This window comes from Streptomyces sp. NPDC046876 (assembly GCF_040645035.1).
Taxonomy (GTDB): domain Bacteria; phylum Actinomycetota; class Actinomycetes; order Streptomycetales; family Streptomycetaceae; genus Streptomyces.
This window is the reverse complement of record NZ_JBEYXK010000003.1, coordinates 107,433-128,299: the sequence shown is the minus strand read 5'-3', so window position 1 is coordinate 128,299 and position 20,867 is coordinate 107,433. Positions and strand designations below refer to the sequence as shown.

Below are 20,867 nucleotides of genomic sequence, written 5' to 3'. Positions count from 1 at the left end.
CCGCCCCCCGCCCGGAGTTCACCCCGACGCCGCCCGCCGCGTCCCCCACACAGTGGGACGCACGCCCCGGGCGCGGGGGCGTAGTTGCCCGCAGCACGGCACGCGGGCGGGGGCGGCGCGGCGCCGTCAGTGGGGGCGGATACGCTGCGGGCTGCGCCGGCGGTGCGCGCCCGCGGCCGGGCCCGCCCGCCGAGCAGGTCCCGCCGTCCGCTGCGCCGCCGCCCCGTGCCCCGAGGAGCCCGCCCGATGCCCCGTACCACCCCGCCGCGGCCCCTCGACGTGGAGGCGCTGTTCCCGGAGGTCGCCGCCCACCGCCGGGACGCCGTGCGCCTGCACCCCCGGCCCGGCGCCCCCGGGGTGCGGGACAGCTCGATGGGCGGGCCCCTGCTGTGGCCGCGCGCGGAGCCGTGGCCGCACTGCGAGGACGACCACCCGCGGACCGCGTTCTCCCCGCCGCCGGCGCCGGAGCCGCTTCCCCTCGTGCCGGTGCTCCAGCTCTTCGCCGCCGACGTCCCCGAACTGCCGTTCCCGCCCGGCACGGACCTCCTCCAGGTGCTGTGGTGCCCCTTCGACCACGAGGCCGGCTACGTCCCGCGCCCCGAGCTGCGCTGGAGGTCCGCCTCCGACTGCGCCGACCCGCGCACGGCCGAGCCGCCCCGCCCGGCCGGCGCCGCCGACGACTACCTCCCGGACCCGTGCGCCCTGCACCCGGAGCGGGTCGTCGACTACCCGAACCGGGACCTGCCCGAGGAGGTCTCCGAGGCCCTGGAGGAACGGTTCGAGCAGCTGGAGGAGGAGACCGGCTGGTCGTACTGGTCCCACCTCTCGGTGTCCGAGGGCATCAAGGCCGGCGGATACCCGACCTGGACGCAGGACCCGTACTGGCCCGACTGCCCGGGCTGCGGACACCGCATGGAGCACCTGCTCACCGTCAACAGCTGCGAGTTCGACGGCGAGAGCTGGCGCACCTGGCTGCCCGTCGAGGACACCCCCGCCACGGGCACCGTCTGGGACCTGCCCTACGAGGAGCGGACCCGGATCCAGTGCCCGCCGGGGCTCATGCTCGGCGACATGGGCGGCATCTACCTCTTCGACTGCCGCCGCTGCCCCGACCGTCCGTACGCCTACCATTCGGACTGCTCCTGACCCCGGGCCGCTCCACGGCGACGCTGATCGGGATCTCCGGGAAAAGGTCGGGCTTCCGGACGGCCGGCACGGCATCCTGGGAGCGGCCGCCGCCGGCCGGCGGGCCGTCCCGAACTCCCTTCCCCACACGGAGAGCCATGTATCCGAGCATCCGCACCATCACCTTCGACTGCACCGGCGACCCGTACGAGCTAGGCCTGTTCTGGAGCCGGCTGCTGGGCCGCCCGCTGGCCGACGACGACAAGCCGGGCGACCCCGAGGCGTGGATCCGGGACCCCGAGGGCGGTCCCGCGCTGCTCTTCGTGCAGGTCCTGGAGGGCAAGACGGCCAAGAACCGCGTCCACCTCGACCTCAAGCCCGCCGGACGGACCCGGGACGAGGAGGTGGAGCGGCTGGTCGGCCTCGGGGCGCGCCCGGTCGCGGACCGCACCCGCCCGGACGGCACCGGCTGGGTCGTCCTCGCCGACCCGGAGGGCAACGAGTTCTGCGTGGAGCGCGGTGAGCTCGGGTGACGGACGCAGCACGCTGGCTGAAACGATTCACTGCCGCTGACGGCGGGGCCGCCGCCGGCGCCGCCACCTCCCGCATCGTCTGCCTCCCGCACGCCGGCGGCGCCGCGAGCGCCTACCAGGGCTGGGCCCGCCACCTCCCCGCGGGCACCGAGCTGCTGGCCGTCCAATACCCCGGCCGCCAGGACCGGCTGGCCGAGCCGTGCATCGAGTCGATGGCGGAACTGGCCGACGCCGTCGCCGCCGTGCTCGCCGGGCTCCCCGAACTGCCCACCGCCGTCTTCGGGCACAGCATGGGCGCGCTGGTCGCGTACGAGACCGTCGTCCGGCTGGCGCGCAACGCCCCCGGGGCCCCGCCGGTCCACCTGTTCGTCTCCGCGACCGCCGCACCCGCGCCGAGCGCCGAACGCAGGAGCCTGCCCGCGCTGGACGACGAGTCGCTGGTCGCCTTCACCCGCCGCCAGGGCGGGACCGATCCCGAGGTGTTCGAAATCCCCGAGCTGCGGGAGCTGCTGCTGCCGTCCCTGCGGGCCGACGTCCGGCTGCTGACCGACTACCGGCCGGCACCGCAGCCCGTACGGCTGGACGTCCCGCTCACCGCGTTCGGCGGCGACCGCGACGCCGGCTGCCCGCCCGGATCCCTGTCCACGTGGGCGGGGCTCACCACGGGCGCCTTCACCTCCCGGGTGTTCCCCGGGGGCCACTTCTGGCTCCAGGGCCGCGAGGAGGAGCTGGTGCACCTGGTCGCCGCAGCCGTCCCCGCCCCCGCCGGCCGGCCGCGCCCCTAGGGTCTGACCCGGCGCACGGGCTGCGCCGTCAGCCGAGCCGGCCGACGTGGAGGACCACGATGGTGCCCGTGGCCTCGGCGGTCTCGGTGATCTCGTACATCACCCGGTAGCGCCCCACGTGCGTCCGGCGCAGGTCCGGGGAAGCGTACGGCGTGCTGCCATCGGGGCGGGGCTGATCGGCGAGGAGGTCAACGGCGTCCATCAACTGGCGCAGGCCGTCGGGGTCGTGCCCGAGGAACCGGGCGGCCGCGTCGATGGCGGCCTCGTCCCAGACGATCTCGTACGTCACCCGCGCGCCAGGCCGAGCCGGGCGCGGACGTCCCCGTGCGGGACAGCCGGCGCGGCCGCGGCCGCCGCCCGGCGCTCGCGGTACCTGGCCAGGGCCAGGGCGTCCTCGAGGTCGGCGAGCTCATGGGGGCTGATGAGCACGGCTGCCGGGCGGCCGCGGTGGGTGATCGTGATGCGCTCGCGGGCCTGGGAGGCGCGCCGCACCAGCGCCCCGAACCTCGCCCGTGCCTCGGTGATCGGCAGAGTGTCGCTCATGGGCAGAACCGTACGCTCGCCGCGCGGGTGGCGTAGGTGTCGGCGCGGGGCCGCGGCACCGGGTTCAGAGGACCAGCGTGGCGAGGGCCGCGGCCGCGCCGGCGAAGACCACCACGTGCCGCGCCTTCTGCAGCACCCACACCCACGCCGGGAACCCGGCCTCCGCGGCGGCGAGCAGGGCGGCCACGTCATCCCGGCCAGGTCCGGGTCGCCCTTGCGCCGGAACGCGGCGGTCACCGACGCCGCGGCGGTCAGGTTGCTCCACAGGATGACGGCGTTGACGAGCAGCAGCACCGCCCCCACGATCCAGGCCGCGCTCCCGGCCCAGGAGACGCCGGCCGGCAGCAGGCCGGCCGAGCCGGCGGCCGCCGCCGCGAGGCTGACGGGGCCCGGGTCTCGTGGCCTCCGGCGTCGAACCGCATCCCGTTGCCCCCCAGCACCGTGGTCGGCACCCCCTGGCGCCGCAGCTCGGCCTCGGCCCGACGGGTCGCGGCGGCCCCGTAGCGGCAGATCGTCACCACCGCCGTGGAACTGCTCGACGAAGAGGGCCTGGAAGGCCTGAACATGCACAGCCTCGGCAAGCGGCTCGGCACCGTCGCAACCGCCCTCCACTGGCACGTCAAGAACAAGGACGAGCTCGTCCTCCTGGCCGGCGACCGCGTCTGGGACGAGATCGGCCTCCCCGACCAAGTCGCACCACGACGACCACAGCCTCTCCCTCTACGAGAAGGCCGGCTTCCCGGGCCCGGCCGCGGACCGGGCGGGGGCCGCCGTCTTCACGTACGTGCTCGGTCAGCGCCCTCGGAGCCTCGGCCACCGCCTCGCCGACCCGGCGGCCGGACCGCGACGGCGGCGACCCCGAGGAGCTGATCGAGGAGACCCTCGCCAAGGCGACCGAGGTCGCCCAGGTCTTCCCGCGCCTGCGCGCCCGCCTCGGCACCCCGGCGGCGGAGTACAACGCGGCGCCCGAGCAGACCTTCGAGCACGGCCTGCACGCCCTCCTGCGCGGCCTCGCCGCCGAACTCCCGGCCCCCGCCGGCTGACCGCCCCTTTGCGGCGGCCCGCTGCAGGGAGGGGCCCCCGCACTGCAGCGGGGGCCCCTCCCTGGTCCTGCCGTGCCGGCTAGTCGGGGAACTCGTCGAAGTGGGTGCTGTCTCCGTGGAAGGTGAGGGGTGTGCCCACTACCGTGCCGTCCTTGCGAGTGACCCGGATGGTGTGGTCGCCGACCCACATGGCGGCGGCCTTGTTCGGGGGCGCGGTCAGGGTGTGGGTCACCGCCTTGTGTTCGAGGTTCTTGGTGGCGGTGCTGCGTGAGTAGCCCAGTGCCAGGCTGTAGGTGGTGGTGACCGAGGCGCTGGCGATGCCGGAGCTGACGCCTACCTGTGCGCTGAGGGAGATGCCCACTTCAGCGCTGAAGGTGTCGCTCTTTTCCTTCTCCACGCCGACCGTCACCGTTTCCGAGACGGACTGCGGGCTGCTGGTGGTGTTGTTGACGAAACGGTGCATGTACCACGAGGCCCGGCGCTCGATCCGGTAGAACGGGGAGTTCGCGAGCTTCCACGACGCCGACTTGTCGTCGTCCTTCACGGCCATGAACGGCACCCACACCGCGTTGACCGTCGTCTCCGGCGTGCGGTCGGCCGGCCGGGTCCTGCCCGTCAGCTTCGGGAACCCGTCCGGATGCGGCTTCTCCTCCACCGGCATCTCGATGCACAGGACCCGACGCTCCGGCGCTCCCCGGGAGGGCTCGTCCCAGCTCGATGCCGCGGTGAAGGTGTTCGGTGCGACCAGCGCCCGGTGGCCGCCGTCTCGTCCGTCCTGGTAGGCGGGCGGCACCTGATTCGCCCACACGCTGAAGTAGTCCTTCGCGCCGGTGCCCTTGTCCTCGTAGACCCACTTCAGGTCCGCCATGTGCGTGAGGTCCTCCCGCACGCACATCACGTCCGTCAGCGCGGGCTTGTCGTAGGTGTTCTCCGACATGACGCAGCCCATCGCCACGTAGCCGCCGGGCGCGATGGGCCGCCAGCACGCGCCGTAGTGCTTGCCGCCGCTGCCCACGTCCTTCCACACGACGGTGTAGTCCTCGGGATGCGCCAGCGGAGGCTTCTTGCCCTCGCTTGTCTCGGCCGGACCGCTCTTCACGCACAGCGAGACCACGTGTTCCTTGACCTTGCTGGAGGTCTTGGGGTTCAGGTTCTCCGACCCCCACGCGGGCAGCACGACCGACCCCAGCGCGTGGAAGCCCTCCGGCGGCTTCGGGTGCCAGAAGCTCACCCAGTACTTGCCCCCCGTGCTCTCGTCATCCCACCGCCAGCTGTACTGATCGGTGAAGGCAAGCTCCAGCTCGCCGAAAACCATCGATTGGGCCACGAGCACTCCTTTCGGCGGGACTCGTCCGTGCATGACGAGACCCCTTGATCCGATTCGCTCATGGACACCCCCTGCACATGGACTGCCTTCACTCCACCGGCGGAGCGCACCCCCAAGCTCTCGGGAGCACGTCCGGCGCACCGACCGGGCAGGACAACAGGCGCCTCAAGCGGGGCCGTCTTCTTGTGTGGCGCTTCGCAACGCGCTGACGGCACCGCTCGTCGCAACCGTCGCCGCGGACACCGAGGGCCCGGTCACGCCCCCTCGGCGTCCCCCTCCGGCAGGCTCGGGGTGTCGCGGTACCAACGTGCCACGGCCGGGTGGTTGAAGGACCAGCCGTGCGGCCCCGCCCGCAGCACCTCCGGGCCCGTGGCATCGCCGAGCAGTTCTGCGATGGCCGGCGGGTACAGGCGCCACAGCGCGAACCGCGAGGCGAACAGCGCCCGCAGCCAGTAACCGGTCACCGCCACCCCCAGCCACAAGGGCACCAGGGCGACCAGTGCGACGAAGGAGGCGCGCGGCCCCGCCCCCACCAGCAGCAGCAGGGCGAGCAGCAGCGCCAACTCGCCCGGTATTCCATCCGCCCCCCGCTCACGGACGGCCCGCTCCGCGAGCCCCACCGCACCCACCAGCGCCGCCCCCACCATGCAGAAGCCGAGAGGCTGCCCCACGTCGGGCTCGACCGCCAGCACGAGCAGCGCAGCCACCGCCGGGGGAACGGCCCGCACCGCCCACAGACCCACCCGGCCGAAGGGGTCCGTGCGCCCGCGCGGTTCGTCGAGGCGGTGGCGCAGGTAGACGTACCACCCCGCCCCGAGCAGCAGCCCCATGAAGAACCCGAACTCCGTCAGGGACGAACCGGAGCCGTACCCGCCCGCAGTGTCGATCGACCCGGCAATGTCGATGAGCAGCCAGGCCAACAGGCCCAGCAGTGCCGCCTGCACGGCCGCCCGGCGCCGCGCCGTACGCCGCCCCCGGTACAGCACCCGCAGGTCGCCGACCGGCCCGCCCTCCTCCTGCTCCCTGCGGGCCAGCAGGTGCAGCGCCAGGTGCCGGTGCCGCTCGCGGCGCCCGCCGCCGCCCCGGCCGCGGACCGCGTACGGGGGGAAGACGGCGAACAGGTGCTGTACCAGGCGCGATGCGAGGGCCTCGGCGCTCGCGTCCTCGGCGACGAGCTCGGCGGGATCGGCGCGCCCGTCGGTGTACAGCAGCCGGGCGGCCCCGGCGAGCGTCGGATCGGCGAGGACCCCGGCGGCCGGCAGTTCGGGCCGTGCGGCCAGAGCCGCCAGTACGGGAGCCCAGTCCTGCTCCTTGCTACGGGACCGGGAGCTGCGCTGGATCCAGCCGTCGAGGTCGCCGACGCCGACGGGCCGCAGCCGCACCCCGCTGCTGCCGGCGATGACGGTGTCGGTGTGCTCCACCGCCCGGGTGAACTCCGCCCAGCCGCTGACGAGCACGAACGGCGCCTGCTCGGGCAGCTGGTTGAAGATGCTCAGGGCCCGCGCCCGCTGCCGCAGCGTCAGGCTGTCGAAGTCGTCGAGGAGGGGCAGCAGGCGGTGCCGGCCCAGCAGGGTCCGCACGTCCTCGGGGGAGCAGCCGGTGAGGGCGTCGGCGAGCCAGGCGAACAGGCTGTCCGGCCCGCGCTCGGGGTTCCAGCCGCGCAGCGACACCAGCACCGGGACGGCCCCGCCGGCGACCGCGCCGGCGCCGTCCTGGGTGAGCAGCCGGGTGCCCAGGTGGCGGGCGAGCTGGGTCTTGCCGCTGCCCCGCTCGCCGAGGATCAGCAGGCGCCGCCGGCCGGTGAGGGCGAAGACCTCCGCGATCTGGTCGTAGCGCCCGGTGAGGTCGGCCGAGCCGGTCCCGGTGTCGGTGTCGGTGTCGGTGAAATCCGGTCCGACGGTGGTGAACCGTACGGGGATCGCCGCCGGATGGGCGACGACGCCCCAGGGCCGCCGGTCCGCGGCGAGGGTCCGCCAGGCGTCCCGTTCCAGCGAGCCGGGCCCCGGCCCGCCGGCCGGCTCGGCGGCCCCGCGCGGGGCGGGTACGGGGGCCGGGTCCACCGGGCCCGCCACCGCCACCGCCACTGCCGCCGGCACCGGTCCGGCCGGAGCCCCGGCCGCCTCCGCCGGGGCGATGCGCATCCGCTGGTGCTGCGCCCGGGCCCGCGCGTGCCGGGCCCGCCAGAGGTCCACGTTGGCCTCCGGCTCGCAGGCGAGGACCCAGGCCTCGACGAGCTCCCAGCGCGGCAGGTGCCACCCGTTCGCGGCCGCGCTCAGGGCGCCCTTGCTCCAGTGCGTCGTCGCGGAGAGGTCGTCCAGGGTGAGCCCGGCCGCGGCACGGAGCTCGCGCAGGTGCTGCGCGAGCTCCGCCAGGGCCGGGACGGTGGTGTCGAGGGGGCGTTGCGGCCGCCCCCGCCGTCCCGTGGCCATGCCGCTACCGGCCGGGCCGCTCGGCCTGGACCTCTGCCCGGACCCCGGCCCGGACCCCGGCCCCGACACCGGCCCGGCCGCCGCGCCCGGAGTGGCCGGCGTCCTCGGCGTCGGGGACGTCGGCGCTGATCCGCCGGGCCAGCTCCAGCCCGGTGGAGGTGACCATGACGATCACCGCGAGAGAGGTACCCGGGTCCTGGCCGAGGCAGGCCAGCACCGCGGTCACCACGGCCACCACCACGACCACGAGGATCTTCACGAGGACGGGGGAGGGCCGGCCCAGGGGGCGGACAAGGGGAAATGCAGAAACCACCATGACGACGACTCCTTGGAAAGCGACGGTCCGGAGGGTGGTGCAACGCGTCTGCGCGATCCCGCAGTTGGCGCTACGGGCCCGCTCGCCGGCCGGGTACGGCCTGCGGACGCCCCTCCACCATGCCCGAGCCGGACCCCGGGCAACACCGGCCCCTCATACGCCGGTATTCCGGACATCAGCCGAATATCCGCTCTCCTGAACAATTCCCGGCCCGGGACCCGCGGCCGTGAACAATGTCTCCGCCGGAGGATCCCCGCAGCTCACACGCGCCCCGCCCAGTCGCCGGCGTTCACGAAGAACCCGCGGCCCTGAACAACGTCCGCGCGGCGCATACTGCCGACAGGGCGCAACCGTGAAGATTCACCGCCGCCCGCGGGGGAGCCGACGGTCCGGACCCGCGCACCGGCGGGGGCCGTTGGCGCGGCCCCCGCCCCCTGCGGCCTCAGCCGGCGCCGAGCAGCAGGCGCAGGTGGGCGCAGGCCTCCGCCTCCGTGGCGTGCGCGGCGATCGGCTCGTACACCCCGCGCTCGTACACGCCCGTCTCCCAGCCGCCCCCGGCCCGCGCCCGCAGGTAGACGAAGTCGGGCGGCGGCGGGGCCGGTTCGTGCACGCCCTCGATCCGGTAGTGCCCGGCGGGCACCCCGGCCGCCCGCAGGGCCCGCTCCAGCGCCTGCCGCCCGCTCACACCGCCCGGACCAGGTACCCGTGGTCGAGCAGCCACTTGACGTTCAGCCGTTGCCCCTCACCCGGGTTCAGGAAGGCCGGATCCAGCTTGATCTGCCGGCCGCCGCCCGGCTGCTCGAACCACGGGGCTATCGAGCCCTCCCACACCGTGAACGGCCGTACCACCTCATACACGTGGTAGTCGCACGGGAAGGCCGGCTCCCGGGTGTTCAGGTTCTGCGGGGGAAGGGCGCGCTTGGCGTACGGGTCCCCGGCCGGGGCCAGGTAGGAGCCGTACTCGGAGCCGAAGCGGTCCAGCCGCTCGCCCGGCTCCAGTTCCTCGGGGGCCTTGTCCACGGCTCCGTTGACCTCGGCGAACCCGTCGTTCGGCGGGTACTTCCAACTGCCGGTGTCGGCCGGCCCCTCCCAGTACTTCTTCAGGAAGTCGGCCGGGGACAGCTTCCCGGTGCGCTTGTAGTGCGCGAGCAGCGGCCCGACCGGCTCCTGCCGGTGCTTCGGCAGGTACTTCGCCCCGAGCCGCTTGTCGCCCTCGAACTCCCCGCTGCACACGGCCGGCCGTGCAGCGGAGGCCGCCTGCGCCTCCTGCCCCTGCCCGACGGGCTCGGCCGCGGCGGCGGGCGCCGCCCCGAGGACGGCGGTGACACCCAGGGCGGCGAGGACGGCGCGGATCCTCAGGTCGGTACGGATGCGCTCCATGCGGGATCTCCTTCGACGGTCGTCTGACGGCGCCCGCCACCGTAAGAGATCTCTGACGCTCCGTAATCACTGCCCGACAGGAACCGGCCAACCCGCGAACTCCCTGTCCATACAACCGTATTGAACAACCGTCATATACATGCGTATAGTCGATCTCGTCGCAGGGGCGTACAGCCCCCGCAGGATCGAAGGAGCACCTTCATGACCGCCGCCCACCCCGCCCACCCCGCCCACCCCACCCGCGTCACCCGCGCCACCCTGGCCATCGACGGCCGCACCCTGTCCTACCTGGACTTCGGCGGCACCGGCCGCCCCCTCGTCGCCCTGCACGGCCACCTCTCCGAAGGCGCCTCCTTCGGCGCCCTGGCGGCCGCGCTCGGCCCCGAGTGGCGGGTGATCGCCCCCGACCAGCGCGGCCACGGCGACTCCGACCGGGCCGCCGAGTTCACGCGCGCCGGCTACCTCGCCGACCTCCTCGCCCTCCTCGACCACCTCGGCATCGACCGGGCGGTCTTCCTCGGCCACTCCCTCGGCGCGATCAACGCCTACCACCTGGCCGCCGAACGGCCGGAGCTGGTCGAGGCGCTGATCAACGTCGACACCGCCGCGGACCTCCCCGACCACGGCGCGAGCCCGCTCGCCTTCGTGCTGGACTTCCCCTACACCGCCCCCACCCGCGAGGAACTGGCCGCCTCCTGCGGCCCCCTCGCCGCCGTCCTCGGGCCGGTGCTGCGCCCGCTGCCCGACGGCGCCGGCTGGCGGCTGCCGTTCCACCCGCAGGACACCGTCGACTCCGAGAACCTCGTCCACGGCGACCACTGGAAGCAGTGGCTCGGCTCCGACTGCCCCGCGCTCCTGATCCACGGCCTGCGCAGCCAGGTCCTCCCCGCCGAGCAGGCCCGGGACATGTGCGCCCGCCGCCCCGGCACGGTGTACCGGCCCCTGGACGCCGACCACTTCATCGACCGGGCCGACCCGGAGGGGTTCGCCTCCGCGGTCCGCGAGTTCCTCGCCGGCCTGTGAACCCGTGAACCCCCGCCCCTACCGCCCCAGCCGCAGCGCCAGTCCGTCGAGCACGACCTCCAGGCCGTACGCGAACTTCGAGTTCCGGGTCTCCACCGGATCGGCCGCCGCCGCGGCCGCGTACCCCTCCACCAGGTGCTCGTGCCCGGCGGCCGCCTGCTGCGCCGCCGGCAGCAGCCGCCCGATGAACTCCGCCTCGCTCTGACCGGACCGGGCCACCGTGGACAGCCAGGCCGCCTCCGTGGTGCTCATCCCGACGACGTACGCCATCAGCGCGTCGATGGCCCGGCTGGGCTCGGGGAACCCGGCCCGCGTGACCAGCGTCGCCAGCCGCTCCGAGTACGACATGAGGTTCGGGCCCAGGTAGGCGAGCCCCGCCTGGCCCAGCACCGACGCCAGCCACGGGTGCCGCAGCACCGTCGCGCGGAACGACTCCGCCGCCCGGGCGGCGGCCGCCCGCCAGTCCGGGCCCTCGGCCTCCGGCGCCGGCATCTCGCCGAACACCTCGTCCACCGCGAGCTCCATCAGCTCGTCCTTGGTGGCGACGTGCCGGTACAGCGAGGTCGCCCCCGCCCCCAGCCGCGCCCCGAGCTTGCGCATGCTCAGCGCCTCGACCCCCTCCGCGTCGAGCATGGCGACCGCCTCGCGCACGATCGCGGCCCGGCTGAGCGCCGGCTGATCGGCCTCGCGCGTCCGGCGGGCCCATACGGACGGGATCGGCGGGTTCGGCGGGTTCGCCTTGGCTGCCATGGTGCTGCTCCTTCTGGATCGGATGCGGTGGACCGGCGTCCGGTTGTGCTGCGTACAGCGTACGCGTCCGGCGTACGCCAAAGCAGTCTTGCGTACACCGTTCCATCATGCGTACAGTGTTCGCAACGAAGGAACGCCGTACGCACCGCCCGCCCGCCGCCGCAACGCGAAGGGTGCCGGTGCACACCGAGAAGCCGAAAGGGAACCACCCATGGAAACCCGCAACCCACGCCGCTGGTGGATCCTCGTCGTGCTGTGTCTGAGCTCCCTGGTCCTCGTCGTCGACTCCATGGCCCTGACCGTCGCGGTCCCGTCCATGACCGCCGACCTCGGTGCGAGCGCCCAGGACACCCAGTGGATCCTCGACTCCTACATCCTGGTGTTCGCCGGCCTCCTCCTCACCTCCGGAAGCCTCGGCGACCGCTTCGGGCGCCGCCGGATCATGCTGATCGGCCTGCTGCTCTTCGGCGCGGCATCCCTCGCGGCGACCTTCTGCACCGACCCCGGCGAGGTCATCGCCGTCCGCATCGCGATGGGCGTCGGCGGAGCGCTGATCATGCCCTCCACCCTCTCCATCCTCATCACCGTCTTCGACGAGGAGGAGCGGCCCAAGGCCATGGCCGCCTGGGGCTCGGTCTCGATGCTCGGCCTCGTCGGCAGCCCGGTCCTCGGCGGCGTCCTGATCGACCGCTTCTCCTGGCACTCGATCTTCCTGATCAACGTCCCCGTCGTCGCCCTCGCCGTCCTCGCGGCCCTCACCCTCATGCCGGAGTCCAAGGGTCCCTGGCAGAAGCCCGACCCGCTGGGCGCCGTCCTGTCCGCCGCCGGCATGACCGCCCTGGTCTGGTGGATCATCGAGATCCCGCAGCACGGCGCCTTCGGCGGCCGCTCCGCCCTCACCCTGGCCGTCGCCGCCGCCGCGCTCATCGGCTTCGTGGTGTGGGAGAACACCACCGACTCCCCGATGGTCCCGCTGGTCCTCTTCAAGAACCGCAACTTCAGCGGCGGTTCGCTCTCCCTGACCCTGGTCCAGATCGGCAACGGCGGCCTGCTCCTGGTCCTCACCCAGTACCTGCAGTTCGTCCTCGGCTACTCGCCCCTCAAGGCCGGCCTCGCCTTCGTCCCGCTGGCCGTGGCCGCCCTCGTCGGCAACGGCGCCGGCGCCGCGCTCGCCGCCAAGGCCGGCAACCGCCCCCTGATCCTGGCCGGCATGCTCGTGATGGCCTCCTCCTTCGCCCTGCTGACCACCGTCTCGGCCGACACCGGCTTCACCGTCCCCGCGGTCGCCCTCGGCCTCCTCGGCCTCGGTGCCGGCCTCGCCATGCCCGCCGCGGTCGGCGCCCTGATGGGCACCATCCCCGAGGAGCAGGCCGGCGTCGGCTCCGCCCTCAACGACACCATCCAGCAGGCCGGCAGCGCCCTCGGCATCGCGATCCTCGGCTCGCTGCTCACCAGCAGCTACGCCGACGAGATGCCGGTCGGCGCCCCCGAGCAGGCCAAGCAGTCCATCGCCGGGGCCTTGGCCGCGGCCCACGGTGAGCCCGGCCTGATCCAGGCCGCCCGCGAGGCCTTCACCTCCTCGATGGCGACCACCTTCACCATCAGCGCCGCCGGCGTCCTGGCCGCCGCCCTGCTGGCCACCCTGGTCATGCGGGACACCGGGAAGCCCGGCGCCAAGGCCCCGGAGCCCCAGCTCGCCGCCTGACCCCGCGGCCGCGCAGCCCGCGGTCCCGCACAGCCCGAAGGCCGGTGTCCCGGGAGGGACACCGGCCTTCGCGCACGGGTGACGCGGCACGGGTGACGCGGCTAGTAGCCCCCGGGGGCGCTCGGCGCCGGGGCCTGCGGGGCCTGCGGGCGCGCCGACGGGGCCTGGCCCGCCGGGGGCGCCGACGCCTGCGGGGCCGCGGGGGCACCCGCGGCCCCCTCGGTGTCGAAGGTGTAGAACTTCCGGTGGTCCAGCAGATCGGCCGGAGTCACGTTGTTCCACGGGCGCATCGTGCCGTGCAGGTCGACCACGTTCGCCGTCCGCCCGGCCGGCAGGTACGTGGACTTGGGGTTCCGGCGCTGCCACTCCGCCCACAGCTTGTCGATGAAGGCGTGGTGCAGCCAGAAGGCCGGGTCGTTGGGGGAGGCCGCGGAGGCCATCTGCCCGCCGATCCACACGTGCACCCGGTTGTGCACGTTGACGCCGCGCCAGCCCTCGAGGTGGTTGCGGAAGCTGTTGGAGGAGCTGTTCCAGGGCGCCGCGTCGTACACGGGCATGGCCAGCACGGCGTCCACGTCGGCCTTGGTCGGCAGCTGGGTGCCGCCCGCGCCGAGCGTGCGCCTCAGGTACGTACGCCGGTCCACGCCGACCGTGATGGCCCACTTGCCTCCGGAGAACGCGAAGGGCCCGTCCAGGACCTGGCCGTCGCGGGCCAGGCTGGTGCCGCCGAGGAAGTCCGCGGCCCAGAGGGAGGAGGTGGGGCTGCGGTCCACGGTCCAGTCCCAGTAGGGAAGCGTGACGTTGCGGTCCACCCGCTGCAGCGCCGCCTCGAAGTCCAGCAGGAAGCGGCGGTGCCACGGCAGGAACGAGGGGCTGCGGTGGCCGACGCGCTCGCCGAAGTCGGAGTCGCTCAGCAGGAAGTTGTTGTGGGCGTAGACGAACTTGTCGTACGTGCCGTTGCGCTTGAGCTCGAGCACCGCGTTGGTGAAGGCGCGCTTCTCCGCGGGGGTCAGGGTGGCCTGGTTCTTGCGGACGGTCACGACGTGCTACCACCCTCGTGGGGGCCGAACGGGGCGAGCTGGGTGCCCTGGAGGTCGCGGATGGCCGCCTTGGCGGCCGCGATGGGGTCGGGGAACGTCTCGTAGTGGTTGACGACGCTGACCCAACTGCCGTCGGCGTTGCGCATGATGTGCAGCTCGTTGCCGTCGATCTTGACGACGGGCATGGCGGGCAGGTGGTGGCCGCCGTGCTGGCCGCCCTCGCCGAGGGTGATCTGGATCCGGTGCCCCTCGTACACCTCGTCTATGCCGCCGGAAGGCAGGGTGAACGGGGGGACCGAGGGGGAGGCCGAGGCCTCGGCCCCTATGGCCGCGGTGGCGGGGGCCTTGGAGGACGAGCAGGCGGACAGGCCGACCACGGCGGCCGCGCCGACGGCGAAGCCCAGGGCCTGTCTTCTGGTGATCTTCTTCATGGCTTGAAGTGGTACCAGAAAGGCTTGAACGTTCGATAAGCGGCCCGACATTCGAGCAGTGGACAGGTCAGAGGCGGGCAGTCGGGGGCGCGACGTCCTTCCACCGGCGGGTGATGGCGGCCGCCCGCTCGGCGTGCGCGGCGGCCTCGGCCGGACGCCCGAGCAGCAGTGCCAGCTCCCCGAGCGCGTACGCCACCGGCCGGGTCGCCACCGTGAACCCCGAGGACGGCGGCGGGGCGTCCCGGTACGGCAGCAGCTGCGCGTACAGCTGCGCGGCGCCCTCCCGCTCACCCAGCGCCACCAGCGTCGCCGCCCGCAGGCTCCCGAACACCCTGAAGAAGTAGTTGGCCGGCAGCGGCCCGGCCCGGTCCAGGACCGCGCGCGCCTCCTCCCGCTCGCCCGCCGCGGCCAGCGCCGCCGCGAGCAGGTCCGCGGCGAACGGCCCGTACCGCGTGAAGGCCTCCCGGGCCGCGGGTACGCACTCCGCGAGCCTTCCCTCGCCCGCCCGCAGCGTGGTGAGGGCGATCGCGAGGTACCCCTCGGCGTGGGGCGAGCCCTGGCGGGCCATCAGGGCGGCGGCCCGGCGGTATCCCTGCTCGGCCTCCCCGGTGCGGCCGGCGACGTGCGCGAGCGTGGCCTCCACGCAGGCACAGACCGCAGCGGGCCCCGGCAGGGCGTACGTACGGGCGAGCTCCGCGTACGCGTCGACGAGCCGCCGGACACCGCGGACGTCGCCGCGGGCCGCCGCGGCCGTGGACCGGACGAACAGGCCGTACCAGCGGTGGACCGGCAGGTCGTGCGCGGCGGCGAGCTCCTCCAGCTCCCGCCCCAGCTCCTCCCGTTCGCGCCACTGGAGGTCCGCGTCGAGCTCCCGGGCGAGCGCGGCGAGAGCCGAGGCCCGCAGCACCGGGTCGGCCTGCCCGGCCGCCAGGGCGACGGCCTCGCGCGCCGCCGCGAGGACGGCGGGCAGCCGCTCGTCGGACAGCTCGACGGTGTACGCGAGCAGCAGCCGGCACCGCAGGTCCGGGGCGAGGCCGGGCCGCTGCAGCAGGCGCTCCAGCAGCTCCACCACCGGCCGGTCGACCATCCCGTACGGGCGGGACTGCCACGGCACCGGCTCCGGCCAGGACGTGAACGCGCGGACCAGCAGGTCGTCGCGGGAGGCGGCGACCGCACGGTCGATCGCCGTGCGGCGCGTCGCGCGGGCGGCCATGACCGCCCCGGCCCGCACCTGCGCGCGCGTCAGCCGGCCCAGCAGGACGCTGCATTCCCCGTCCCGGTCCCCGCCCGCTCCCGCCGGTACGCGCCCGAAGGCGTCGACCGCGTCAGCCAGGAGGGCGGCGGCCGCCTCGTGGGCGTGGCGCGCCTCGGCCAGGCCGGCGGCCCGTACGCAGTACTCCACCGCCTTCGCCGCGGTCGCGGAGGAGGCGGCCCGCACGAAGTGGTGGGCGAGGCCCGACACGTCGTGCGAGCCGGCGCCTTCCAGCGCGGCCGCGATCCGCCCGTGCATGCGGGCGGCGCGCAGGGCGCTCAGGTCGGCCAGCAGGGTGTCGCGGACCAGGGCGTGGGCGAACCGGACGCGCCCGGGCGACGGTTCAAGGAGCAGCCCGGCGACCAGGCCGGCCTCCAGCGCGCCGAGCACCGCGTCCTCCCCGGCATCCGCGGCCCCGACGAGCACCTCGACCTCTGCCTCCCGTCCGGCGACCGCGGCCAGGCGCAGCACCGCCACCGCCTCCTCGGGCAGCCGCCGCAGCCTCCGCCGCAGTACGTCCCGTACGCCCTCGGGCACCTCCGACAGCGCGACGAGGGCGCCCTCGCCCGCCAGCAGCCGGGCGCTCTCCCGCACGTAGAAGGGGTTGCCGCCGGTCCGCTCGGTGAGCGCGGCCACCGTCTCGGGATCGGCCTCGGGCACGCCCAGCGAGCGGACCACCTCGGCGACGGCCGGTGCGGCCAGACCGGGCAGCGGCAGCCGCAGCGGCGAACGGCGGGCCAGCACGGCCAGCGTGTCGGCGAGCGCCCCCGAGACCTCGTCGGACCGGTGCGCGCACACCACCAGGACACGGCTGTCGGCCGGCAGTTCGGCCGCCCCGGCGAGCAGCGCCAGGCTTTCGGCATCGGCCCAGTGCAGATCGTCGAGCACGATGCAGAGCGGCCGTGAGACACCCACCGTCCCGACCCACCCCCACACGGTCCGCCGCAGGAGAAACCGACCTGCAGCCACATCCCGAGCGGCAGCCACATCCCGAGCGGCACCCGCATCCCGGGCCGGGCCCGCATCCCCCCACCCGGCCGCGGTCGTCCCGCCGCCCCCGACGGCACCCGCTGCACCGTGTCCGGCCCGGCCCGGTGCGGCCGGTACGCCGTCCCCGGGCGGGACCGGTGCGCCGTCCCGGGGAGGGCCCGGCGCGGCCGCCGCGTCCTGCTCGGGCAGGCCGTCGTGGAGCAACGGCGCGAGCACGGCGGCCGCTCCCGTGCCGGGCGGGGTGACGGCGGCGACCTCCCGTAGCGCCTCCGCCCAGGCCCACGCGGGCGGCGCGCCCTCCGTGTCGGTGTTCCGCCCGACGGCGACGAGCCACCCCTCGTCCTGCAGCCGCTCCCGGAACCGCCCCAGCAGCGCGGTCTTCCCGACCCCCGCCTCCCCGGTGACCAGCACGACGCCCGGCCCGCCGCCACGCACCCGCCGGGCCGCCGCCTCCAACGCCGCAAGCTCCGCATCCCGTCCCACGAACACCCCGGAGCGCGCCGGCGTCATCGCGCCCGTGGTGGTGCCCGTGCCTGCGTCTGCCCCCATGCCCGCACCCGCGCCCGGGCGCCCGGCGGCGAGGGCCGGGGCGGGGTCCGTGGCCCGTTCCAGGAACTGCAGGTCCTGGGCCAGGACCGCCCGTTCCAGGGTGACCAGGGGCGTGCCCGGGTCCAGGCCCGTCTCCTGGGCCAGGACCTCCCGGGCGCGGCGGAGGGCCGCCAAGGCGTCGGCCTGGCGGCCCTCGGCCCACAGGGCCAGTGCGTGGAGCCGCCAGCCCTCCTCCCGCAGCGGCTCCTCACGGGTCAGCAGCGCCGCCTGCGCGACGACCCGGGCGCGGTCCCCGCCCCGCAGCCCGGCCGACAGCTCCAACTCCCGTGCGGAAGCGCGAAGTTCGTTCAGCCGCAGGATCTCCCCGTGGCTCCACGGCTCGTCGGCCACCTCCGCGTACGCCGCTCCCTGCCACAGCGCCAGCGCCTCCCGCAGCAGCTCCCCGGCCGCCCCCGGCTCGTCCGCGTACTGCTGCCGCGCCTCGCCGACGAGCCGCTCGAAGCGCCATGCGTCGACCGCGTCCTCGGGCAGCCGCACCGCGTACCCGGGCGGCGAGGTCACCAGCAGCCGCGCCGCCGTACGCGGGGCACGCCCCGGCTCGAGCAGCCGCCGCAGGTTCGACACGTACGCCTGGAGCGAGGCCATGGCCCGGGCGGGCGCGGCTCCCTGCCACAGGTCCTCGATCATCCGCTCGGCCGAGACGGTCCGGCCGCGGGCCGCGACCAGCAGGGCCAGCACCGACCGCTGCCGGTGGCCGCCGAGCGGGAGCCACTCGCCGTCCCGTTCGGCCGTGAAGGACCCGAGTACGCGCAGGGAGACCATGATCTGCCACCGTAGAAGGCAAGAGCGGCGGGGGAACAGGTTCCGGCCCGGGGCTCGAGCTGCTTCCAAGCGGTTTCCAAGTGGACGCCACGAGGCCTCCATGAGCCGCCGGCGACGGTTCTTCCATGAGCCCGAACGCACCGGCCGCGGCCGGCCCCCGCACCCACGAGATGGTGGTCGTCCACCGCGGTCTGCGCCGCGAGGCGCGCCTGCTGGTCGAGCTGGTCGCCGCGGTCGCCCCGGGGGACACCGCCCGGGCCCGCCTCCTCGCCGACCACTTCCGCACCTACCGGCTCGGCCTGCACCACCACCACACCGCCGAGGACGCCCACCTGTGGCCGCCCCTGCTGGCCCGCGTCGACCTCGAGGCCGACGTCGTCCTGCGCATGGAGGCCCAGCACGACCGGGTGGCCGCCACCCTCGCCGCGGCCGACGCCGCCCTGCCGGCCTGGGAGGCCGCGGCCGGCGAGGCGGCGCGGGACACGCTCACAGCGCTGCTGGCCGACCACCGCGCCGTCCTGCTGGAGCACCTGGACGAGGAGGAGGCCGCCCTCCTGCCGCTCGCCGCCCGGTACCTCACGGCGGCCGAATGGAACCGCATGGGCGAGGACTTCGCCGCGCACGTCCCGAAGCCCAAGCTCCTCCACTACCTCGGCATGGCCCTGGAGGATGCCGACCGCACGGAGCGCAGGGCCCTGCTGGCCGCCCTGCCGCCCCCCGTACGCCTCCTCTGGCACACGATCGGCCGCCCCGCGTACGCCCGGACGACCCGAACCCTGCGCACATCCCCCTGACGACCATTCCACACCGCCCCACCCCGACGACTCCCCGGAAACGAGACGACATGACCCTGAAGCACCTCACCACCGCCCTCGCCGCCGTCGGCGGGGCCTTCATCCTGTACGTCGGCCTCGCCTACCTGCTCGCACCCCAGGCCAACGCACCCGACTTCGGCGTACCGACCTGGCCCCGGGACGAAGGCACCGCCTTCCTCGCGGTCAAGGGGGTCCGCGACATCGCGACGGGCCTGGTGATCCTGGCCCTGCTCCTGACCGGACAGCGCCGCGCGCTCGGCTGGGCGATGGCCGCCATCGTCTGCGTACCGGCCGGCGACATGGCGATCGTGCTGGCCAGCGGCGGCCCCGCCGGCGCCGCGTACGGCATCCACGGGGCGACCGCCGCGGCCGTGGCCCTGACCGCGGCCCTCCTCCTGCGCGAGCACCGCCGCTCGACGAAGCACCACACAGCCCCGGCCACGACCCCGGCCCCCACCCACTGAACAGGAGTCCCCAGCCATGTCCCTGATCTTCGACTCCTCGGTGGTCGTGCGCTCGGTGGACGCCGAAACCCTCGGCGCCGGCCCCACCACCCTCCGCCTCCTCGCCGACAGCAGCTCCACCGGCGGCCACCTGTCCACGCAGCGCGTGACCCTGCTCGACGGCGCGAACGGCGCCGCGCCCCACCACCACTCCCGCTCCGCCGAGCTGTTCTACCTGCTCGACGGCACCGCCCAACTCCTCTCGGGCGACCAGGTGGTCACCGCCGAACGCGGCGACCTGGTCGTCGTCCCGCCGGGCCTGGACCACGCGTTCGCCGCGGCCCCGGGCGAGAACGCCGACATCCTCATCGTCATCACCCCCGGCGTGGAGCGCTTCGAGTACTTCCGCCACCTGGAGCGGATCGCCTACGGCAAGGTCCCGCCGGAATCCCTCCTGGACGTCCAGGAGCTGTACGACACGTACTTCACCCGCAGCGCCCCGTGGGACGAGGTCAGGCTGCGCACGTCCAGCGGTTGAGCGTCCCGCTCGCGGTGTCGTACGTGAGCCAGGTCCCGTCGCCGAGCGGGCGTACGCCGCCCTCGACCGGCTCCGCGGGATAGGCCACGGCCCCGCGCACCTGAAGGGTGCGGGCGTCGAGCAGCCGGTGCGGGCCGTCCTCCGCCGCGGCGATCACGGTGTCGGCATCGACGAAGCCGCACCAGTAGTCCCAGCAGGACCCGTCCTCGCCCGGTCTGCCCTGCGCGAGCACGGAGCCGTCCAGGGCGTGCAGTTCCAGGTCCGCCCCGTAGTGCTGGACGGTGAGGAACCCGGCATGGCCCGCGTGCACGTCGATCAGGATGCGGTCCGTCGTCCCGTCCGGGTCCCAGGCGGTCAGCTCCGCGCCGTCCCAGCGCGCCCAGTACAGCAGGATGCCGTCCTGGCCCATGCCGATGCACAGGGCCATGTGCGTCCCGTCCGGGTGGGAGAGGTGGTTCGATCCGGAGGCCGCGCCGTCCAGCGGCAGCCGGGCCAGTTCCCGCCCGTCCCGGGCGTCCAGGACGACCCAGTACTCGTCCTCCTCGATCACCACGTGGGCCCAGACGAGCCGCCCGTCGTCGGAGACCCGGCAGGAGCCGTGCTCGAGACCGCGGCAGACCTCCTGCTCGTCCCCCGTGTGCGCGTGCCCCAGCTCCGGCCCCCAGCAGCCGTGCCGGTACTCCCACAGCGCCACGCCGTCCGCGCCCACGGCCCGTACCGCACGCTGGCCCGAGAACACGGCGAAGGACCCGTCCGGGCTGACGGAGGGCACCCAGCGGTCCCAGACCCAGGGCGCCGGGAAGACCGCGGTCGGCGCCCGCTCCCCGGCGAACACCTCGGACAAGTCGTAGACCTCCAGCTCCGCCCCGTTGCGGAGCAGGGCGCGCTGCGACCCGCTCCCGCGGCTCTCGAAGGCGAATCCGTTGATCAGCGCCTCCCCGCCCGGCAGGGGGACGGAGGCGCGCAGCTGTGCCGTGATCGACATGAACATGCTCGGAAGCTAACGCTCCGCACTGACACCGCAGTCG

At 74.7% G+C, this 20,867-nt stretch carries 22 protein-coding genes; 9 read left to right on the top strand and 13 right to left on the bottom strand.

The genetic code is table 11. The annotated features are described in order from the left end of the window. The first annotated feature begins 246 nt into the window (after positions 1 to 246). The 3 genes from ABZ924_RS03285 to ABZ924_RS03275 all read left to right on the top strand — a co-directional run bounded on the left by ABZ924_RS03285 (position 247) and on the right by ABZ924_RS03275 (position 2,443). Positions 247 to 1,146, top strand: a complete 900-nt coding sequence (locus ABZ924_RS03285; RefSeq protein ID WP_361903286.1) for a DUF1963 domain-containing protein — start codon at positions 247 to 249, stop codon at positions 1,144 to 1,146. A gap of 137 nt (positions 1,147 to 1,283) precedes the next feature. After that, complete coding sequence (locus tag ABZ924_RS03280) at positions 1,284 to 1,658, top strand: VOC family protein (protein ID WP_361903284.1); 375 nt, start codon at positions 1,284 to 1,286, stop codon at positions 1,656 to 1,658. Beyond that, a complete protein-coding gene (locus ABZ924_RS03275) occupies positions 1,655 to 2,443 on the top strand; it encodes a thioesterase domain-containing protein (protein ID WP_361903281.1) in 789 nt (262 codons plus the stop codon). Before ABZ924_RS03280 ends, ABZ924_RS03275 begins: the two co-directional genes overlap by 4 nt. Positions 2,444 to 2,471: 28 nt before the next feature. Here the strand turns inward: ABZ924_RS03275 and ABZ924_RS03270 are convergent, their stop codons facing one another. The 3 genes from ABZ924_RS03270 to ABZ924_RS03260 all read right to left on the bottom strand — a co-directional run bounded on the left by ABZ924_RS03270 (position 2,472) and on the right by ABZ924_RS03260 (position 3,173). Beyond that, positions 2,472 to 2,732 carry a type II toxin-antitoxin system RelE/ParE family toxin gene (locus tag ABZ924_RS03270; RefSeq protein WP_361903278.1) on the bottom strand — a complete coding sequence of 87 codons (261 nt, stop codon included), beginning with the start codon at positions 2,730 to 2,732 and terminating at the stop codon, positions 2,472 to 2,474. Further along, a complete protein-coding gene (locus ABZ924_RS03265; protein ID WP_361903275.1) occupies positions 2,729 to 2,986 on the bottom strand; it encodes a type II toxin-antitoxin system Phd/YefM family antitoxin in 258 nt (85 codons plus the stop codon). Before ABZ924_RS03265 ends, ABZ924_RS03270 begins: the two co-directional genes overlap by 4 nt. A gap of 64 nt (positions 2,987 to 3,050) precedes the next feature. Continuing rightward, the gene (locus tag ABZ924_RS03260; protein WP_361903272.1) at positions 3,051 to 3,173 is read right to left on the bottom strand and encodes a hypothetical protein; all 123 of its coding nucleotides are present in this window, start codon (positions 3,171 to 3,173) and stop codon (positions 3,051 to 3,053) included. Between the two features lie 377 nt (positions 3,174 to 3,550). Between ABZ924_RS03260 and ABZ924_RS03255 the strand changes: the two genes are divergently transcribed. Further along, a complete protein-coding gene (locus ABZ924_RS03255) occupies positions 3,551 to 3,856 on the top strand; it encodes a hypothetical protein (RefSeq protein WP_361903522.1) in 306 nt (101 codons plus the stop codon). A 252-nt stretch (positions 3,857 to 4,108) separates the two neighbouring features. Here ABZ924_RS03255 and ABZ924_RS03250 read toward each other — a convergent pair whose 3' ends face one another. The 5 genes from ABZ924_RS03250 to ABZ924_RS03230 all read right to left on the bottom strand — a co-directional run bounded on the left by ABZ924_RS03250 (position 4,109) and on the right by ABZ924_RS03230 (position 9,481). Further along, on the bottom strand, positions 4,109 to 5,356 hold the full coding sequence (locus ABZ924_RS03250; protein WP_361903269.1) for a Vps62-related protein: 1,248 nt from the start codon (positions 5,354 to 5,356) through the stop codon (positions 4,109 to 4,111). A gap of 254 nt (positions 5,357 to 5,610) precedes the next feature. Then, positions 5,611 to 7,785, bottom strand: a complete 2,175-nt coding sequence (locus tag ABZ924_RS03245; RefSeq protein ID WP_361903266.1) for a helix-turn-helix domain-containing protein — start codon at positions 7,783 to 7,785, stop codon at positions 5,611 to 5,613. Between the two features lie 4 nt (positions 7,786 to 7,789). Then, positions 7,790 to 8,101: a hypothetical protein gene (locus ABZ924_RS03240; RefSeq protein WP_361903263.1), complete on the bottom strand. Its 312-nt coding sequence runs from the start codon at positions 8,099 to 8,101 to the stop codon at positions 7,790 to 7,792. 442 nt (positions 8,102 to 8,543) lie between these two features. Further along, positions 8,544 to 8,786, bottom strand: a complete 243-nt coding sequence (locus tag ABZ924_RS03235) for a hypothetical protein (RefSeq protein ID WP_361903261.1) — start codon at positions 8,784 to 8,786, stop codon at positions 8,544 to 8,546. Beyond that, the gene (locus ABZ924_RS03230; RefSeq protein WP_361903258.1) at positions 8,783 to 9,481 is read right to left on the bottom strand and encodes a TNT domain-containing protein; all 699 of its coding nucleotides are present in this window, start codon (positions 9,479 to 9,481) and stop codon (positions 8,783 to 8,785) included. The genes ABZ924_RS03235 and ABZ924_RS03230 overlap by 4 nt, the downstream gene beginning before the upstream one ends. Before the next feature lie 201 nt (positions 9,482 to 9,682). Between ABZ924_RS03230 and ABZ924_RS03225 the strand changes: the two genes are divergently transcribed. Further along, positions 9,683 to 10,504, top strand: a complete 822-nt coding sequence (locus ABZ924_RS03225; protein ID WP_361903255.1) for an alpha/beta hydrolase — start codon at positions 9,683 to 9,685, stop codon at positions 10,502 to 10,504. Between the two features lie 18 nt (positions 10,505 to 10,522). Here the strand turns inward: ABZ924_RS03225 and ABZ924_RS03220 are convergent, their stop codons facing one another. Continuing rightward, positions 10,523 to 11,254: a TetR/AcrR family transcriptional regulator C-terminal domain-containing protein gene (locus tag ABZ924_RS03220; RefSeq protein ID WP_361903252.1), complete on the bottom strand. Its 732-nt coding sequence runs from the start codon at positions 11,252 to 11,254 to the stop codon at positions 10,523 to 10,525. Positions 11,255 to 11,465: 211 nt separating this feature from the next. On the opposite strand from ABZ924_RS03220, the gene ABZ924_RS03215 reads away from it, so the two are divergent. Next, a complete protein-coding gene (locus ABZ924_RS03215) occupies positions 11,466 to 12,959 on the top strand; it encodes an MFS transporter (RefSeq protein WP_361903250.1) in 1,494 nt (497 codons plus the stop codon). A gap of 101 nt (positions 12,960 to 13,060) precedes the next feature. Here ABZ924_RS03215 and ABZ924_RS03210 read toward each other — a convergent pair whose 3' ends face one another. The 3 genes from ABZ924_RS03210 to ABZ924_RS03200 form a co-directional block, all read right to left on the bottom strand. Next, positions 13,061 to 13,999 carry a tyrosinase family protein gene (locus tag ABZ924_RS03210; protein WP_361903247.1) on the bottom strand — a complete coding sequence of 313 codons (939 nt, stop codon included), beginning with the start codon at positions 13,997 to 13,999 and terminating at the stop codon, positions 13,061 to 13,063. Continuing rightward, entirely contained in the window at positions 13,996 to 14,430 is a 435-nt protein-coding gene (locus ABZ924_RS03205) for a tyrosinase family oxidase copper chaperone (RefSeq protein ID WP_361903244.1), read from the bottom strand. The genes ABZ924_RS03210 and ABZ924_RS03205 overlap by 4 nt, the downstream gene beginning before the upstream one ends. 67 nt (positions 14,431 to 14,497) lie before the next feature. Continuing rightward, complete coding sequence (locus ABZ924_RS03200) at positions 14,498 to 18,043, bottom strand: BTAD domain-containing putative transcriptional regulator (RefSeq protein ID WP_361903242.1); 3,546 nt, start codon at positions 18,041 to 18,043, stop codon at positions 14,498 to 14,500. Positions 18,044 to 18,168: 125 nt separating this feature from the next. Here ABZ924_RS03200 and ABZ924_RS03195 point away from each other — a divergent pair, with 125 nt between their 5' ends. From ABZ924_RS03195 to ABZ924_RS03185, 3 genes are read left to right on the top strand one after another with little or no spacing between them, the layout of a single operon-like run. Further along, positions 18,169 to 18,837, top strand: a complete 669-nt coding sequence (locus tag ABZ924_RS03195; protein ID WP_361903240.1) for a hemerythrin domain-containing protein — start codon at positions 18,169 to 18,171, stop codon at positions 18,835 to 18,837. Between the two features lie 50 nt (positions 18,838 to 18,887). After that, positions 18,888 to 19,322, top strand: coding sequence for a DUF4267 domain-containing protein (locus ABZ924_RS03190; RefSeq protein ID WP_361903237.1), 435 nt, complete (start codon positions 18,888 to 18,890; stop codon positions 19,320 to 19,322). Positions 19,323 to 19,338: 16 nt separating this feature from the next. Beyond that, positions 19,339 to 19,839, top strand: coding sequence for a cupin domain-containing protein (locus ABZ924_RS03185; protein WP_361903234.1), 501 nt, complete (start codon positions 19,339 to 19,341; stop codon positions 19,837 to 19,839). Here the strand turns inward: ABZ924_RS03185 and ABZ924_RS03180 are convergent. Then, positions 19,814 to 20,830, bottom strand: coding sequence for a hypothetical protein (locus ABZ924_RS03180; protein ID WP_361903231.1), 1,017 nt, complete (start codon positions 20,828 to 20,830; stop codon positions 19,814 to 19,816). The two genes, ABZ924_RS03185 and ABZ924_RS03180, sit on opposite strands and share 26 nt — an antisense overlap. Between the last annotated feature and the right edge of the window lie 37 nt (positions 20,831 to 20,867).